Origin of the sequence: Lysinibacillus sp. FSL K6-0232 (assembly GCF_038008325.1) — a bacterium.
Classification (GTDB): domain Bacteria; phylum Bacillota; class Bacilli; order Bacillales_A; family Planococcaceae; genus Lysinibacillus.
The window spans coordinates 3,007,501-3,025,091 of sequence record NZ_JBBOYW010000001.1; the positions used below are offsets into that span (position 1 = coordinate 3,007,501).

Consider the following 17,591-nt stretch of genomic DNA (forward strand, 5'->3'; position numbering starts at 1 on the left):
CCTTTCCCTCACGGTACTGGTTCACTATCGGTCACTAGGTAGTATTTAGCCTTGGGAGATGGTCCTCCCGGATTCCGACGGAATTTCACGTGTTCCGCCGTACTCAGGATCCACTCAGGAGAGAACGAACTTTCGACTACAGGGCTATTACCTGCTCTGGCGGACCTTTCCAAGTCGCTTCATCTAACTCGCTCTTTTGTAACTCCGTATAGAGTGTCCTACAACCCCAAGAGGCAAGCCTCTTGGTTTGGGCTCTTCCCGTTTCGCTCGCCGCTACTCAGGGAATCGATTTTTCTTTCTCTTCCTCCAGGTACTTAGATGTTTCAGTTCCCTGGGTCTGCCTTCAAGACGCTATGTATTCACGTCAAGATACTACGCCATTAAACGTAGTGGGTTCCCCCATTCGGAAATCTCCGGATCAAAGCTCACTTACAGCTCCCCGAAGCATATCGGTGTTAGTGCCGTCCTTCTTCGGCTCCTAGTGCCAAGGCATTCGCCGTGCGCCCTTAATAACTTAACCGTCGGCTTTCGATATACATCGTTATCCAGCGTCAGCTTCATTCGCTCGCTCAGTCACGTACAGAGGTACGCTCCTTTACTCACTCAATCGCTTCCTTGTCTAACTCGTATCTCAAAACCCTTAAATTATTAAGCCTATAAAAAACTTAAAAAATAAATGTGTTTGTTACAATTTCAATGTCGTTTTATCCAGTTTTCAAAGAACAAAGCTACTACCTGCTTCTACTTCTTCGTAGCTTTGCGACGAAAGCGTAGCGACAGGAGCACATATATGAAGTATTTCATTCGAAAGAATGAACCTTCAAAACTGAACAGCAAAACGTAATCGTACAAACCCAAGGTTTGTATTCCGAAAATATCCTTAGAAAGGAGGTGATCCAGCCGCACCTTCCGATACGGCTACCTTGTTACGACTTCACCCCAATCATCTATCCCACCTTCGGCGGCTGGCTCCAAAAGGTTACCTCACCGACTTCGGGTGTTACAAACTCTCGTGGTGTGACGGGCGGTGTGTACAAGGCCCGGGAACGTATTCACCGCGGCATGCTGATCCGCGATTACTAGCGATTCCGGCTTCATGTAGGCGAGTTGCAGCCTACAATCCGAACTGAGAACGACTTTATCGGATTAGCTCCCTCTCGCGAGTTGGCAACCGTTTGTATCGTCCATTGTAGCACGTGTGTAGCCCAGGTCATAAGGGGCATGATGATTTGACGTCATCCCCACCTTCCTCCGGTTTGTCACCGGCAGTCACCTTAGAGTGCCCAACTAAATGATGGCAACTAAGATCAAGGGTTGCGCTCGTTGCGGGACTTAACCCAACATCTCACGACACGAGCTGACGACAACCATGCACCACCTGTCACCGTTGCCCCCGAAGGGGAAACTATATCTCTACAGTGGTCAACGGGATGTCAAGACCTGGTAAGGTTCTTCGCGTTGCTTCGAATTAAACCACATGCTCCACCGCTTGTGCGGGCCCCCGTCAATTCCTTTGAGTTTCAGTCTTGCGACCGTACTCCCCAGGCGGAGTGCTTAATGCGTTAGCTGCAGCACTAAGGGGCGGAAACCCCCTAACACTTAGCACTCATCGTTTACGGCGTGGACTACCAGGGTATCTAATCCTGTTTGCTCCCCACGCTTTCGCGCCTCAGCGTCAGTTACAGACCAGAAAGTCGCCTTCGCCACTGGTGTTCCTCCAAATCTCTACGCATTTCACCGCTACACTTGGAATTCCACTTTCCTCTTCTGCACTCAAGTCCCCCAGTTTCCAATGACCCTCCACGGTTGAGCCGTGGGCTTTCACATCAGACTTAAAGGACCGCCTGCGCGCGCTTTACGCCCAATAATTCCGGACAACGCTTGCCACCTACGTATTACCGCGGCTGCTGGCACGTAGTTAGCCGTGGCTTTCTAATAAGGTACCGTCAAGGTACAGCCAGTTACTACTGTACTTGTTCTTCCCTTACAACAGAGTTTTACGATCCGAAAACCTTCTTCACTCACGCGGCGTTGCTCCATCAGGCTTTCGCCCATTGTGGAAGATTCCCTACTGCTGCCTCCCGTAGGAGTCTGGGCCGTGTCTCAGTCCCAGTGTGGCCGATCACCCTCTCAGGTCGGCTACGCATCGTCGCCTTGGTGAGCCGTTACCTCACCAACTAGCTAATGCGCCGCGGGTCCATCCTGTAGCGATAGCAGAACCATCTTTCAACTCAGAAACATGTGTTTCCAAGTATCATTCGGTATTAGCCCCGGTTTCCCGGAGTTATCCCCAACTACAGGGTAGGTTACCCACGTGTTACTCACCCGTCCGCCGCTAACGTCAGAGGAGCAAGCTCCTCCTCTGTTCGCTCGACTTGCATGTATTAGGCACGCCGCCAGCGTTCGTCCTGAGCCAGGATCAAACTCTCCATAAAAAGAAATTTGATTTGCTCAAATTGTTTTGCTGGCATCTCATCTTCATTCGATGTCCAAAATTATTTCGTTCACTTACCAAAGTAAGCTACTAAAACTTATTGATTACGTTTTGCTTGTTCAGTTTTCAAGGTTCATAGTTTGTTTCAGTCTTTTTTAGCGACTTTATTAATATAACTTGTTTTTAACAAGAAGTCAACAACTTTTTTCAAAACTTTATTTCCAAGTGTTCCCTCTTGTTAAGGACAAGTAATAATATATAATATCGCACCTTAAAAATCAAGCATTTTTCGCAAAAAACTTAAAAATCTTTTTTATATCGATAACAAACAATAGAATACCTGCTAATACAATCATCCCACCAATGATTTGTGTTGCAATTAAATACTCTTTAAAAATAAACCATGCTAAAATAGCTGCTCCTACAGGCTCAAACAATATAGCTATTGAAACGACGTTCGTACTAACATATTTAATTGACCAATTAAACAGCGTATGGCCCAAGAAATTAGGTACTAGCGCTAATAATAAAAACCACAGCCAATCCATTGAAGAATGAGGCATTAATGATTCCCCTTTTATTAGTACATAAATCAGTAAAGTAATCGTACTAACAACATAAACAATCATTGTATAGGTCATTAAAGATAGTCGTTTACGTACATCCTGTCCCAATAAGAAATAAACTGTAACAAGCGCACAGGCAATAAGAGCCAATATATCGCCATAAAATGCAGTACCACTTACTTTAAAATCACCCCAGCTAATTAAAACACTTCCGCTAATAGCTATTGCCCCTGCTATAATTGTTTTCATCGTGATTGTTTCTTTAAAGAAAAAATATGTACCGACAAACGCAAATAATGGTTGTAATGTTACAAGCACCGTTGAGCTTGCTACTGACGTATAGTTAAGTGATTCAAACCATAAAATAAAATGAAATGCTAAAAATATTCCCGCAATTGAAGAAAAGAACCAATCACGTTTACTTAACTTTGTTAACTCCTTTGTGTACTTCCCCAAAAACAATGGTGCCATAATTAACACAGAAAATAACATTCGATAAAATGCAATAACACCAGATTCTGCTTGCGCTAATTTAACAAAAATAGCGGATAAAGATACTGAGATAACTCCTATTATAATAGGGATATATGGATGCATTTTAGGCTTATCCACTATGTCCCACCTCCATTAAAGATACTTATACTTCCTTACTTTCGTAGTGTACAATACAAAAAAGCAATGTACATATAATAATGACAGCTTACATATCTCTTAGCAATACGAAATATCTATGGAGGGTTGCGTATGAACACATTATTAGAAAATATGATTACATATGAAGTTGGCATAAAATTAGTGATTGCAGCCACATTAAGTTTAGTGATCGGTATTGAAAGGGAATTAAAAAAGAAACCTGTTGGATTAAAAACAAGCTTAGTGATTGCCACCTTTAGCTGTTTACTCACAATCATCTCTATCGAAACTGCATATTCAACCCCTGCTAGGGATGATATTAACATTACAATGGACCCTCTTCGCTTAGCTGCACAGATCGTTAGTGGAATTGGCTTTCTTGGAGCAGGCGTTATTTTAAGACGGGGCAATGATAGCATTACAGGCTTAACAACTGCTGCTATGATATGGGGAGCAGCAGGTATTGGAATTGCAGTTGGCGCAGGTTTTTATATGGATGCGACATTAGCAGTAATTATTATTGTTTTCGGCATTGAGATTTTATCACCTTTCCTTATGAAAATTGGTCCTAAACGTATTCGGATGCGAGAGATTTCATTAAAAGTTCAAATTGATGATGCCAAGAATACTGAGTCCTTTCTATTATTTTTAAAGGACAATAACATCATCATTGAAAATATTCGTATTAAAGACGTGCCTTTAAAAAATGATGATGTTTTACATGAGCTGGATTTGCGTTTGTCCTTAATTGTTTCCGATAATTTATTATCCTTTTATCATTCATTACGAGAACTATCTTATATAGAAAAAATCGAAATGGAAATTTTAAACTAGCTGGAGGATTTGTATGACAGAACTATTTAAACTACTAAAAGACGGTAACAAACCTTCCCTACTAGCAGCATGTGTAAATGCCTTTTTAGGGATTATTAAAGGCATTGCTTTTTTCTTTACAGGAAATGTTGCGATGTTTGCAGAAATGATGCACTCGCTTGGTGATGCAGCAAACCAATTATTTGTTTATATCGGCTCAGCACTTTCTAAAAAGCCACCTACCAAGCAATTCCCAAGTGGCTTTGGCCGTATTGTTAACTTAGTATGCTTATTTGCCGTTATTATTGTGGCAATTCTTTCGTATGAAACAATTAAGGAAGGATGGCATCATTTTCTACATCCTACAGGGGAATCTAGTGGGATACTAATTGCACTTGGCGTATTATTAATAGGGATTATTTTAGAAGGTGTGGTGCTTGCCAAAGCAGCTGTAGAAGTATTACATGAAGCAGGGCAAGAAAAGGCTGGTATCGCAGCGATTCCAAAAGCATTCGCTTATTTGAATCGTGCAAAGCCTGCAACAAAATTAGTTTTTATGGAAGATTTAGTAGCTACTAGCGGGAATATCCTAGCCTTTGCTGCAATTGTTATTGCTTACTTTACAGGATGGGGTAGAATAGAAGGTCTTGTGTCAATGATTATTGGAGCAATGATGTTTTATGTTGTCGGGAAAGTTTTCTTAGATAATGCTCGTGGCGTCATTGGCGAAACAGATGAAGAAATGTTAAATCATATTGCTCATCTTGTTATGGATGATCCAAATATTAAGGATATTGTGCGCCTTGAGGTGATTAAAGAAGGAGAATTTTTACATGTGGAGCTTGTCGCTGAAGCTGACCCACAGTTATCGCTAGCCTTTTTAGATGATGTTCGTGATCATTTAACAGAGGTACTATTAAGTCAAAAAGGTGTCGCCAAAGTTGCCATTTTGTTTGATGAGGATGATGGCAAAACAAGCTGGGTGCATGCTGATCGCTCTATGTAAACACGTTAAATAGCCAATTGCCATATTTCAGGCAGTTGGCTTTATTTTATACAAGTCTTAAGCGGTCTTGTTGATATGGGCTTTTCTCATTATTACTTACATATTCAGGTATATGCTCGTAGCTCATAAAAACATGATTCGTAATCATAAAAGTCAGTAATTTATGAAAAGCAATAACCTTTCTTGTACCTTGTTGCTGAATAACAATTTTTGAAAACTTTAAGGAAGCTTGTCTATTGGCTAAAGCGTATTCTTCTGCATTCTGCAGAGCTCTACCATCCACATGACACCCCAATACAAAATTTCCAGCAAAGGAATCTTTTAAAACATTCGGATGCATAGATTGATAATGCACTTCTGTAATAGCATCTTCCTCTTTCATTAAATGACGCGCTACTAAATAATGTTTTAAAGCGCCTTTCAAGTCAATAGCAATTGCCGTATCCGCTAAAATCGTACGATAATAAACAGGTATAATTTCTGTCTTTCCTAGATAAGGCTTTACTTCTACAATGATTTCTCCAGAGGGACGAACAAATAATTGTGCAATTGCCTTATTGTCACCATCTGAAAAAATAATATTTGTTTGTCCAAAATGTAAGCTTTTGAAAAATACGCTTTGATCAACAATATACCCTGCGACAATTTTATCATTTTCAATTTGTAGTGATTTCGCTTCAATTCCCAATACTTCTACACCATTTTGCATTTTATAGACATGCGGCTGAAATGGCATCTCTTTACAATTTAATGTAACAATACGGCCTTCAAGCAATTGCTTCAACATTTGACCTCTCTCCTTTGTGTTTAATCGTGTATTTATTTTAATAAAAGCCACTGAACAAATTTACAAAAAAAGCAGAAAAACGACAAAATATACTTCACATTCTATATAAGTAAAAAGAATCAATATATCATACAATTATCCCTTTTTTAAATTAACTAAATTTCTATTTATCATTATATTATAGGTCTTAAGAAACTTCTACGACAAAATACAACATAAATCGTTAATTTTTCTTAATCTTTTATCCATAAAAAAATGCGAGGCTATAGTAAATAGCCTCACATTTTTTATAATTAAAGAGAATTTTGTAGAATTGTTCGTACATCTTCATCTTGTAATTTATGAAAGTTTCCAAAAGGTCCATTTTGCATGGCATGTTCAATAATTTGCGGGAATTTTACAGCATCAATCTGATAATCAGCTAAACGATTTGGCGCACCTAATGATGTCCAAAATGCCGATAAACGATCAATGCCTTCATAAGCAATCTCTTCTACCGTCTTTCCTGTTGCATCCACACCAAACACTCGTGTGGCAATGCCAGCAAAGCGTGCTGGATTAACTGGCACATTTAAGCGCATCCAGTGTGGCTGAAGGATTGCTAAGCCTCCTGCATGCGGAATATCATAAATAGCTGATATAGCATGCTCAATATTATGAGAAGCCCAATCGCCTCGTGAACCAATTGATAGGAATCCATTTAATCCAATTGTACCTGCTAATAAAATTGTTTCACGCAATTGAATGTTTTCTAAGTCCTCTAGCAATTTCGGAGCTGTTGCTATAATTGCTCGTAATACGCCTTCACACATTTCATCCGTAACTGGTGTATTCGTTGTGTTATGGAAGTATTGTTCAAAGATATGTGACATCATATCAACAATGCCATAAACAGTGTGGTTTCTTGGTACTGTCACTGTATAGGCAGGATTTAATATTGAAAATTTTGGGAATACTGCTGGGCTGCCCCAGCTTAGCTTTTCCTCTGTAGCAGCATTTGTAATCACTGAGCCTGAGTTCATTTCAGAGCCTGTAGCAGCAAGTGTTAATACCGTACCAAGCGGCAATGCTTCTTGCACAAACACTTTACGTTGCACAATTTCCCAAGCATCAGCATCATACTTTGCACCTGCAGCGATTAATTTTGAACAATCGATTACAGAGCCTCCACCAACTGCAAGCACAAGGTCGATTCCTTCCTTTTTACAAATATCAATCCCAAGGCGTGCTGTTTCAACACGTGGATTCGGTTCAACGCCACTTAATTCAAAAATAGTTTTGTTTGCCTCTTGTAATTTCTCTATTACTGCATTATAAACACCATTTTTCTTAATGCTGCCACCGCCATATACAACTAACACCTTTTGACCATATTGCGCTAGCTCCTTTGGCAGTTTGTCTAATGCATCTTCTCCAAAGTGTAACTTTACTGGATTATAAAATGTAAATGAATCCATATTATTCGCCCCTTTCTAGTTGAATTTTCTCATAATTTTACTGTGGAACGCAAAGATTTAAGATTCATTTACTATAAACCATATAATCATTATAAATCTGCTGAATTTTCTTTGGAATTGGTACATTGATTTCTGCTAATTTTTCCTGTATATGCTTATAGTATCTAATACAATCTTGCTTTTTATTTTGCTTAATTAAAAACTCCAGTAGCAGGAACATATAATGCTCATTGAATTCATCCATTTCTAGCATCTTTTGCAAACAATTTAATTGTAAAAGTGGGTTAATAGCTGCTGTTTTTTGGACAAAGGTTTCAAGTATATGCAAGACCATTTGTTTTAAATGGAATTGAATTGATATTGCCCAAGAGTATTCCTCCTCTGCTAAAAAATCGCCCTCATAGCAATTTAAGAGCTGCTGAATAGACTGTTCATCGTGCTTTTCCCGCTCAATCAGTTGAATAAGTTCATCATAGTCACTATCAATTTCAATATTTAGTTGGTAGTGATTATTCACTAATTGAATCGGGTCCTTACCGCCATTTTCCTTTAATAGTTTACGCAGTTGATAAATGGTTGTATGTAAATGATTAGCTGCTTTCTCAAAATCTAATGTTGACCATAGCTCTTCTATAAGAATAGCATTTAGCATCGGTTTTTTATGATGAAACCATAAATATAAGAACAGCTCACGAGCTTTTTTTGTACGCCACTTCACAATCTCCTTTTGTGCATTCAATAAATAAAAACTTCCAAATGTATGAGCATATAAGAGAGATGTATGTTTCTCTGGTGTTGTGTGTGGTTGCCGTAATTGCCACTTTTGCTGTGCTTTTGTTAAAGCTTTAATAAGTCGCTTTTCATGAACAGGCTTTAATAAATAATCTGTTGCCTCTATATCAAAAGCATCCACCGCAAACTGGGTATGGGCAGTGACAAATATAATTTGTAAAGATGGTTGCTTGACCAATAATTGCTTTGCCACCTGCAAACCATGTGTATCAATCATTTCAATATCTAAAAAAACTAAATTGATAGTTTCCTTTTCAAGTAAAGCAAGCGCATCTATGACATTTGTAAATGCTCCCTGAATAGAAATTTCAAATTCCGTTAATTGTTGTAATATAATACGTAGAACATCGATCGCTATTTTTTCATCATCAATGATTATTACTTTCATGCTCCATCACCCTCTGGCAATAATATTAGTATCGTTGTTCCTTTTCCTTCCTCACTATATAAACGAAGACTTGCATTTTTCATTAATTTGAATTTTTTAATGGATTTGTAAAGCCAATACGAGAGCCCTCACCGTTCAAAAGCTGTTGTAGCTTTTCATCCGGTATTCCTACACCATTATCATAAATTTTAATGCGAACAAACTGCCCCTCTCGCTGAACACTTACCTCAATTGCTCCACCCTCCATTTTTTTAGAAATACCATGCACAACGGCATTTTCCACTAATGGCTGGATAGATAGGGCTGGAATCATTAGCTGGATGGATTCATCAATATCATATTTAACAGTTAAACGATCTACAAAGCGCATCTTTTCAATATAGAGATAAGCCTTTACAAGCTCGATCTCTTCCTCTATTGATACCATACTGTTTCGATAATGCACATTAAGCTTTGCACGGAAATAAGTGGCTAAACAATAAAGCGCCTCTCTTGTGTCATCTATATTCGTATAGCTCAAGCCAATAATCGTATTTAGTGTGTTATAAAAAAAATGCGGTGTTACTTGTGCATATAAATAATTCATTTCTACCTCAATCGCGTCAATTGATGATTGCCGAACAGCCAATAAGGATTCAATACGAATTAGTAATTCATCCATTGCTACAGGCTTTTGTAAATAATCATTAGCACCAACCTGCAATGTTAACACTAAATCAGAATGCTTCATAATAGCCGTTAATACAATAATAGGAAGCTCTAACATATCATACTGTTTACGTACCTGCTTACATAACTCATAGCCAGACATACCGTCCATCATTAAATCAATAAGCATACAATCCACTTCATTTGTTTTTAGATAAGCAACTGCATCAAAGCCATTATCTACAGCTATCACTGTATAACCTTTTAAAGCTAACACATCCGCCAATACTTTAATATTAATATGGTCATCATCGACAACAAGAATCTTTTTATCATTGCCTTTATAAAACAATGGTAAATCAAGTTGCAATACTTCATTTTCCAACTGCACAGCTGTCGTTACGAAATTCTGATCACTATTTACTAGCTCCTCTGTAGCTAACGGCATTGTAAATGTAAATGTTGTGCCTTCTCCTAGCAAGCTTGTCACATAAATAGCACCATCTAATTTTTCTACAATATTTTTAGCAATACTCAAGCCTAAACCAAGTCCCTCTTTTTGACCATGTTTCTTTACCCGATAGAAAGCAGTAAAAATATGCTCTATATCTTGAGCTGGAATACCCGCACCTGTATCATTCACTTGAATGACCATGTGTGATTGCTGAACATGTGCTGTAACAGTAATTTCACCCACTTGTGTATGTTGTAGAGCATTATGTAATAAATTATAAAGCACCTGCTTAAAGCGCAATTCATCTGTTAGCATATGTGGCAATGCCCTATCAATTTCTGCTATTAACCGCACATAACTGTTTTTAGGCATAATATTTTGGATTTCTGCTACTACTTCATTAATAATCGTTATTGGAACAGCGCGTGGTGCAACCCATATTTCTCCTGTCATATGAGTAGAGGAAAATAGTAAATCCTCCACTAAATGCCCTAAACGCTGTGTAATATTATGAATTAAAATGACCTGCTCTTGTTGGACACGCTTTAATGGTCCCTGTGCCCCCTCCATTAATGATTTGGACAAATTAACAATGCCATTTAATGGCGTACGTAATTCATGGGAGGTTTTCAGTAAAAACTCATCCTTCATTTGATTGTGTAGCATTAATTCTTCTGATAAAGCTTGTATTTTCATAAAAGCGTTATTTGTACGATAGTTTAATAATGAAGCAAAGCCGAGTAATATCATGACAAACAAGGCAATTTCACTATAATCAATCGGTATGCTTACTAAAAAATTCAGGATAAGCAAAATAGCATAACAACAAACAGCCGTAAAAACAATTAAAACATACCTCGCTCCCTCCAGCCGCTTCATCATCACCCGAATAAGCATCCATATATTGTATACAATCGCTGGCGCCGTAACAGTAATATAGAGTAAACGCCTATAAACAACCTCTGCCTTTGAAGCCGCTCTCTCATTACCAGTAAGCGGATTATAAATACTATACATTACGAAAACAATGCTCATTAAAATAATGGCAGCGTAAAGAATTCTTTTTTTCGTTAGCTGTGGATACATATAATAAATAAATAGTGTTAAACACATCAGAGCTAATGGTAAAATGCCTAGCTGCAAACGGAGCTGATTTGCTATATGTGTGATTGGCACTACTAGAAAAAACACTTTTTGATTAATAAACGACATATATAAACCTAGTAAAATTGTAAAAAGTCCAAAAAATAATTCTTCCTTACGCTTGCGGTTTTGTGCATAAGAAATAATATAAATAATGCCAATTACGATATAGCCCACACTCACTAAAACATCTGTGAACACTTTTATATGATAGTGGTATTGGACAGCCTCTGCTGTGCCAAATTCAATCGGATAGATAATGCCTGCCTTTGGTAGATGAAAATTAGCAACTTGTATAAGCACATCTATTTCTTGATGTTTGCTTTGTGTAACTACTGTATAGTTATCACTATTTTCAGATTGATAATGATTTGAAGCAGGGCTAGGATTGCCCTTTCCACCCACCTCTAAACCGTTGATAAAAATACGACTAGCATGACGAATTGTTCGAATATATAAACCATATTGCCCTTCTACTGGCACTGTCACCTTTAGATGATACGTCCCAATAGTCAGTCCCTCTTTATTAGGCTGTACATATTTTCCCCAATTTGCTGGCACTGGAATCGAAACGCGTTGTGCCTTATATGTAGCCAGCGACTCTTGCGGGGAAATTAAAATATTTGGATAGAAGGCCCACTCTCCATCTAGTTCGACCAATTGATTGTTTTGTAATTGCTCTGCCCCAATCGTTACAGCCCCATCCTCTACAATTTTAAAGTTTTGATCGAACAGATACTGCCAGTTACCAAAGAAAAACGTAATACTAAACAGCATGATAATACCAACAACTATGAAAATATTTTTCTTCATTATCATGCCTCCTTTTAAGCATACTATCATAAAACGTTTGAACAAAATCTGAACAAACAATATGGCTTCATGGATAGAGTTTCCATAAGAAAGCACATTAATTGTTGGATCATAATCTCAACAATTAATGTGCTATTCATTTTATACTATGGTTGGGCAGCAGCTTGAATGTCAAAGAAAGCCCAATGATCTGTTGGAATATCCTTAAAGATGGGTTCTGCTTGCTCAGTCGATATGGAACGATTAAAAATTCGGTTTAATACCTTTACTGCCTGAGCGCGCGTTAGCTTTTCCTCAGGCTTAAATTGTCCATTGTCAAAACCAAGCATAATTCCCATTTCACTTATGCGATCAATTTCCTGCTTCGCCCAATGCATAGAAGCTACATCACTATATTTTTTATCACTAGCCTTGCTATCGCAATAGGATGTAGTCGCAGGTTCTTTTAAGCATTGTTGATCAATCCAGCGCACAGCAATTACTGCCATCTGAGCTCTAGTCATTCCATCATTTGGTCCAAATAACTGGTTATCATACCCTTGCATCATCCCTTTTGTTCGGATATATTCAATATCATTTTTAGCCCATGAATTGGCTATATCTGTATAAAATAGCTGGGATGCTGCTGGTATATGATTATCGCTTAAATTTCTTGCCAGCATTGCTGCCATTTGTGCACGTGTAACCTTGGCATTTGGACGGAACGTACCATCGTCATAGCCTTGAATATATGGCGCGGGCTTTTTCTCTAGCTCTATTGGTTCCTGTTCTAGTTCATCTTGCTGCTTTTTATATACTAACAAAAAAGTAGAGAAATGCTGTACATCAAAGACAATACCTGCTTGTTCCCTATTAAATTCCGCTAAGTGTCCATGTAGAAATTCAGATGTATCATTACTATGCTCTACATACACTAGTATATGTTCCTGCTGTATGGATGGCAGATTTATAGGTAATGGCAGTAATAATGTAACATTACGATTTTGTAGATTTGTCGTAATTGTTATTGGTTGACCGATAAGCGCTAACTGTGAATCATTTCCTTGTTGCGCGCGTTCCTCAATAGCATTTTGTAATAGCGTATCCTTTACAGGGGTAATATAAAAATAGATAGCTTCATTAAAATCTGCTATTGAAGTAAACGGAATATCAATTTTAACCGTTCCCATCGTTATACCAAAGTTTAGTTTACCTTCAGCCAATCGTTCAACCGCTTCCTTCGCAAGAATCACTCTTGTTTCATTAGCTGATGGTTCTAAGTCTGGAATCACAATAGTAAATCTTTTATCCTCTCTGTTCATGAACTGTTGTAGCAGTTCCTCTAGATTGTTGGCAGTAACATTGATTGTATCTATCAAACTACCATTGTTATCTTCACGCGTTATGATAGCTCGTGCTAATATTTTATCTGGATTGTTTGGGTCTACGATACTCACATAAGATGGATCATTTGGTGTCATCGGGTCTGGGCTTGGAGGCGAGGTGGATGATCCACCATTATTATTTGGTACACTATTTTTCGACCATAAAGCAAACAATACTACATGCGCTTTCCCCATTTGCATTGTTTGCCCAGCTTTATACGTAGTCCCTTTACCATCCGCCTGCGTATTCCACCCTACAAAAGTATACCCTGCCTTCATCAGATTCCCTGTATTCCCTAAAACAGTAATCGTTGCTTGCGATTGATACTGTTTCGAATCAATGGGAACTGTGCCTCCCTCAGCTCCATTACCTATATACGTAATCGTGTATGTCGCCTGTGCCTTTGTCGTAAAATTCCACATCGTACGATCTACAATACCTTCATAGGCATTACCTGCTAGGTCTATAAATGCACCTGCATCAATTTCAACGCTATACATTGTCTGATGGGCAAAATCCATTGTAGGATTAATTGTTACAATATTAGCTGCTACTGAAACATTTGCCTGTGTAGCCTCAATTGTTTCAATTATTTGACTGTCTGAAGCATTGCGAATCACAATATTTTTGCCTGCTACAGGTACAACGCTCTTATCAAATGTTAATACTAGATTATCTGTAGGCTCTATATCCATTGCTTGATGTGCTGGAGAATACGTTGTTGCTTGTGGTGGATTTTTATCAATTATCACAATTGCTCCAGCAGAAACCTCTGTTACTTGTGAACCTAAATTCCCTGCCAAATCTTGAAAATCAATTGTAAAATAAACAGCACCATCAGCATCTCCTGACTGCAATGTATAGCTTGCCTGCCAAGTCTTGGCATCGCCATCATCTTGATCATGTACATTTGCAGGCTGCCCTTGAATCGTTACAAGCGGCAGTTGAATATCCTCACTTGCAACAATGTCTATTGTAATGATGTCACCTACTTTTGCAACGGCTGGATTGGCATTATTAGAGGTCATCGTTACCTGATCTAAAGCTGGCTTTGTACTATCTGCTATAACGTAGCTTCCATCCGTAACTTCTGTTACCTCTACTGCCGAATTACCGAGTAAATCTTGAAAATTCAATGTGAAAGGTACTGCTCCCTCGATATCGCCCTCTTCGATAACATATGTTGCTTGCCAATTTCGTGATGAGCCAGTGACAATTGCCGTATTTTCTGCAATCGTCACTACTGGTGCTTGGATATTTTTATCTGTTTCTACTGTTAAAGTAATTGTATCGCCTATTTTAGCCTTTGTTGGGTCTGCATGACTGGATTGAATATTGATCCCTGTTGCTTGTGGCGGTGTTTTATCAATGACAAATGTAATAGTTGTTGTGTTACCTGCGCTATCTGTTACTACTACAGTATAATTTCCAGATGTACTGATAGTCGCTCCATTTGTGAAGGTTGCTCCATTTAATGTAGCTGTTCCTTCATTAAAGCTAATTGTTACATCTGTGTTATACACACCACTATTCGTAACGCCTGTTATAACTGGTGGTGTTGTATCTAATATAATTGTATTTGATAATGTATTTGATATATTATCAGCAGTATCTTTTAGTTGCATATAAATGGTTTTACTACCATCACCATTTGTTAATGTCCAGCCTTTCGTCGATGCATATGACTCCCAACTAGACCATGTAGTACCATCATTTGAAAAGCGCATTGTAATCGCTTCTCCTTCTGTATCACTTGCCGTCATTGTTAAAATTACATTAGTAGAACTTGTATAACCTGCTCCGTTATTTATCGTAATAGAGCCTATTGGTGGATGATTTTTCGTAATTTCAATTGTCAATTCCTTCTCAAATGTATTGCCAGCCTCATCTGTTGCTCTAATCGTAATCTGATAATTATTTTTCGTATCATAGGTGAATACCGTTGTCGTTTTTAATTCATTGCCGTCAATCTCAAAGAAATTTGTATCACCTGATACTAGTGAATACGTAAAGGCTTGAGGACCTCCTGAATCCGTTGCCGTCAATGTGCCAACAGTTGTACCGATGGACTTCTTTTCCTGTACAGTGCTATTACTCAGCATAATATCTGTAGGTGGGGTACGATCAGAGATTATTTCGAACTCTATGGATGCTTGATTGAATGCACCACTGCTTGTAGTCGCAATATTTTCAGGAATCTGGATTTTTACAGTGCCATCTGCGCTCGGTACTATTTGCGCAACATATAAGGTCCCACCCCCTATAAGGGATTGAACAGTCCCATTTGTAATAACTATATCTTCCAACGTAAAACCAGTCACAGACTCACTGAAAACAATACTGATGGGAATTGGGTTGCTATTTGTTGGACTAGGTACTGCTGATGAAATTGTTACAGCAGGACGTGTACTAACAGCTAAGCTCATCGTATAAGCATCACTAGCATCCATGCCATCACTTACTGTAAATAAAAAAGATGTGGAAGAGCTGCTTTCTGTTAGATATTTTAATTTCCCCGCATCTAAATCGATTTTACTAATCGTTGCTCCATTTGCAAGAGCTTCCCCAGCATCAATTTGCTGATTGTTATTGTTATCAAGGTAAAGCTGTCCGCTATTCGGGATGGTTACAATTTGAATGTGTTGCAAAGTATCGCCAGCATCCTCATCATGAAATGCAAAGGAAGCGCTGTTAAATATATATACTTGCCCTTCGTTTACATTCACAGTTCCATTGCTGGATGTTGGCGGTCTATTTAATGGAAGCGTTGTGACCTGCTGTGTTGTATAGGCACTTTTATTGCCATCCGCATCTTGTACAATAATATTAAAATAATAGGTTGTGTTGGCTGTAAGCCCTGTCACATTAAAAGAATGAATATCTTTCGTATAGTCATTTTCTAATGGTGTCCCATTTGCTTCAATGGCCTCCACCGTATCCATATTGTTACTACTAGATTGATAGACACGATATGCTAAATTCTCTTGAGCTGTTATATCATCAAATGCCTTAGCCCAGTCCAATGTCACGCCTGTTGCAGTAATATTGGAAGCAGTAATAGCCCCTGTTGATACTGTTGGCGGATTATTAGCTGGAATATCAATCGTAAATTGTGTAAATGTTAAATCCCATAAACCCGCTTGTACAGTATCTATATATTGAACACTCACGGTAATCACAAAAGCATTAATACCTTGTAAATGAACTGGAATGTTATATACAGGACCTTGATATTTAACTGTCGAAAAGGATACTGGACTTCCCTTAGGATTTCCTGCTGTATCAAGTCCTTGAATGGATAAAGTAAAAACGCCATCTTCATTATGTTTATTTGTTGTATCAATGGTTAGCGTTTGTAAATCAAAGACACCACCCGCAAATCCTTCTCCTGCCAAAATTTTAATGGATTTTGGTGTTGCACGTTCATCTGCGTCAAAATAATAACCAGCAGGGTAATTAGGATCATTATTATAACGAAACAAACTAATACCATCATTACCATCAATTCCAGATACTTCAAATCCATTCGTTGTATCATCTTTCCAATTAGCCTGTGTTAAATCCTGCACACATACTGGATAATTAGCTGTTCCACAACTAGCTGCCTCTGCTGTTAAAGGCGAAACAAACAAGATACTTGTCAATTGGCTAGAAACAATTAATAGCAAACATAAAGTTATGATTAGTATCTTTTTTCCCATTTTTATACTGCTCCCTCTTAATGATTTCACACCTTTCATTTCAGTAATTCCTAACCTTTAGGAGGCCATTCCCCACTTAAGCAAATAATAAAGTTTAGCCCTAAATATGGCTGCATATTATTATGTGGTTGATTCCCACCAGTTACATTAATCGCTAATACATTCATTTGTGTATTTGCTTGTGTCGTATAGGCGGGAGTAGAGCCTTTCCCTTGTTGTTCTGTCCATATTGCTCCAGTGGGGTCAGTATTTGATGTCTGAGTATTGTTACAAGTAGCTAGATGGTTATGACTAGGCATTTGGGTTGTTAATAGAGTAACAGTAGCTGTACCTCCAGATGCTCCTACATTTCTTGGCGTTAGTCCTGTCCCTGCGCCTTGATGAATCGCTGCCCTACCATTTAAATTCGGTAACGCAAAGGTTGCTTTGCCATCCCCGCCGTATATTGTGCCTAAAATAGCATATAATGCCGTATTTGAGGCAATTGATAGTAGCTGACCATCACACAAAGCCCAATTTTCCGGTGCAAAATTACCACTAAATAGTCTAATTTCTCCAATATAAGCTTCTGACATTTCCTTCACCTTCTCT

At 38.4% G+C, this 17,591-nt stretch carries 9 protein-coding genes and 2 rRNA genes (1 of these 11 running past the window's edge); 2 read left to right on the forward strand and 9 right to left on the reverse strand.

What is annotated here, in order from left to right:
* The 3 genes from MHB42_RS14780 to MHB42_RS14790 form a co-directional block, all read right to left on the reverse strand.
* Positions 1-520, reverse strand: a 23S ribosomal RNA gene (locus MHB42_RS14780) (it extends 2,409 nt beyond the left edge of the window).
* A gap of 364 nt (positions 521-884) precedes the next feature.
* Positions 885-2,435: ribosomal RNA gene (locus MHB42_RS14785) — 16S ribosomal RNA — on the reverse strand.
* The 16S and 23S rRNA genes sit together here, the layout of an rRNA operon.
* A 277-nt stretch (positions 2,436-2,712) precedes the next feature.
* Positions 2,713-3,612 carry a DMT family transporter gene (locus MHB42_RS14790; protein ID WP_340807091.1) on the reverse strand — a complete coding sequence of 300 codons (900 nt, stop codon included), beginning with the start codon at positions 3,610-3,612 and terminating at the stop codon, positions 2,713-2,715.
* A 132-nt stretch (positions 3,613-3,744) separates the two neighbouring features.
* Here MHB42_RS14790 and MHB42_RS14795 point away from each other — a divergent pair, with 132 nt between their 5' ends.
* The gene (locus MHB42_RS14795) at positions 3,745-4,467 is read left to right on the forward strand and encodes an MgtC/SapB family protein (RefSeq protein ID WP_340807092.1); all 723 of its coding nucleotides are present in this window, start codon (positions 3,745-3,747) and stop codon (positions 4,465-4,467) included.
* Between the two features lie 13 nt (positions 4,468-4,480).
* Positions 4,481-5,452, forward strand: coding sequence for a cation diffusion facilitator family transporter (locus MHB42_RS14800; protein ID WP_340807094.1), 972 nt, complete (start codon positions 4,481-4,483; stop codon positions 5,450-5,452).
* 46 nt (positions 5,453-5,498) lie between these two features.
* Here the strand turns inward: MHB42_RS14800 and MHB42_RS14805 are convergent, their stop codons facing one another.
* The 6 genes from MHB42_RS14805 to MHB42_RS14830 all read right to left on the reverse strand — a co-directional run bounded on the left by MHB42_RS14805 (position 5,499) and on the right by MHB42_RS14830 (position 17,575).
* Complete coding sequence (locus MHB42_RS14805; RefSeq protein WP_340807096.1) at positions 5,499-6,239, reverse strand: hypothetical protein; 741 nt, start codon at positions 6,237-6,239, stop codon at positions 5,499-5,501.
* A gap of 293 nt (positions 6,240-6,532) precedes the next feature.
* Complete coding sequence (locus tag MHB42_RS14810; protein ID WP_340807097.1) at positions 6,533-7,696, reverse strand: iron-containing alcohol dehydrogenase; 1,164 nt, start codon at positions 7,694-7,696, stop codon at positions 6,533-6,535.
* A gap of 64 nt (positions 7,697-7,760) precedes the next feature.
* On the reverse strand, positions 7,761-8,876 hold the full coding sequence (locus MHB42_RS14815) for a response regulator (protein ID WP_340807099.1): 1,116 nt from the start codon (positions 8,874-8,876) through the stop codon (positions 7,761-7,763).
* Positions 8,877-8,958: 82 nt separating this feature from the next.
* Positions 8,959-11,934, reverse strand: coding sequence for a sensor histidine kinase (locus MHB42_RS14820; RefSeq protein WP_340807102.1), 2,976 nt, complete (start codon positions 11,932-11,934; stop codon positions 8,959-8,961).
* 146 nt (positions 11,935-12,080) lie between these two features.
* A complete protein-coding gene (locus tag MHB42_RS14825; protein WP_340807103.1) occupies positions 12,081-17,000 on the reverse strand; it encodes an S-layer homology domain-containing protein in 4,920 nt (1,639 codons plus the stop codon).
* 50 nt (positions 17,001-17,050) lie between these two features.
* Positions 17,051-17,575 carry a phage tail protein gene (locus tag MHB42_RS14830; protein ID WP_340807105.1) on the reverse strand — a complete coding sequence of 175 codons (525 nt, stop codon included), beginning with the start codon at positions 17,573-17,575 and terminating at the stop codon, positions 17,051-17,053.
* Positions 17,576-17,591 lie beyond the last annotated feature (16 nt).

Excerpts from the sequence above, each read along its gene's own strand:
- MHB42_RS14795 (WP_340807092.1), top strand. The coding sequence starts at position 3,745 with ATGAACACATTATTAGAAAATATGATTACATATGAAGTTGGCATAAAA.
- MHB42_RS14800 (WP_340807094.1), top strand. The coding sequence starts at position 4,481 with ATGACAGAACTATTTAAACTACTAAAAGACGGTAACAAACCTTCCCTA.
- MHB42_RS14805 (WP_340807096.1), bottom strand. The coding sequence starts at position 6,239 with ATGTTGAAGCAATTGCTTGAAGGCCGTATTGTTACATTAAATTGTAAA.
- MHB42_RS14810 (WP_340807097.1), bottom strand. The coding sequence starts at position 7,696 with ATGGATTCATTTACATTTTATAATCCAGTAAAGTTACACTTTGGAGAA.
- MHB42_RS14815 (WP_340807099.1), bottom strand. The coding sequence starts at position 8,876 with ATGAAAGTAATAATCATTGATGATGAAAAAATAGCGATCGATGTTCTA.
- MHB42_RS14820 (WP_340807102.1), bottom strand. The coding sequence starts at position 11,934 with ATGAAGAAAAATATTTTCATAGTTGTTGGTATTATCATGCTGTTTAGT.
- MHB42_RS14825 (WP_340807103.1), bottom strand. The coding sequence starts at position 17,000 with ATGGGAAAAAAGATACTAATCATAACTTTATGTTTGCTATTAATTGTT.
- MHB42_RS14830 (WP_340807105.1), bottom strand. The coding sequence starts at position 17,575 with ATGTCAGAAGCTTATATTGGAGAAATTAGACTATTTAGTGGTAATTTT.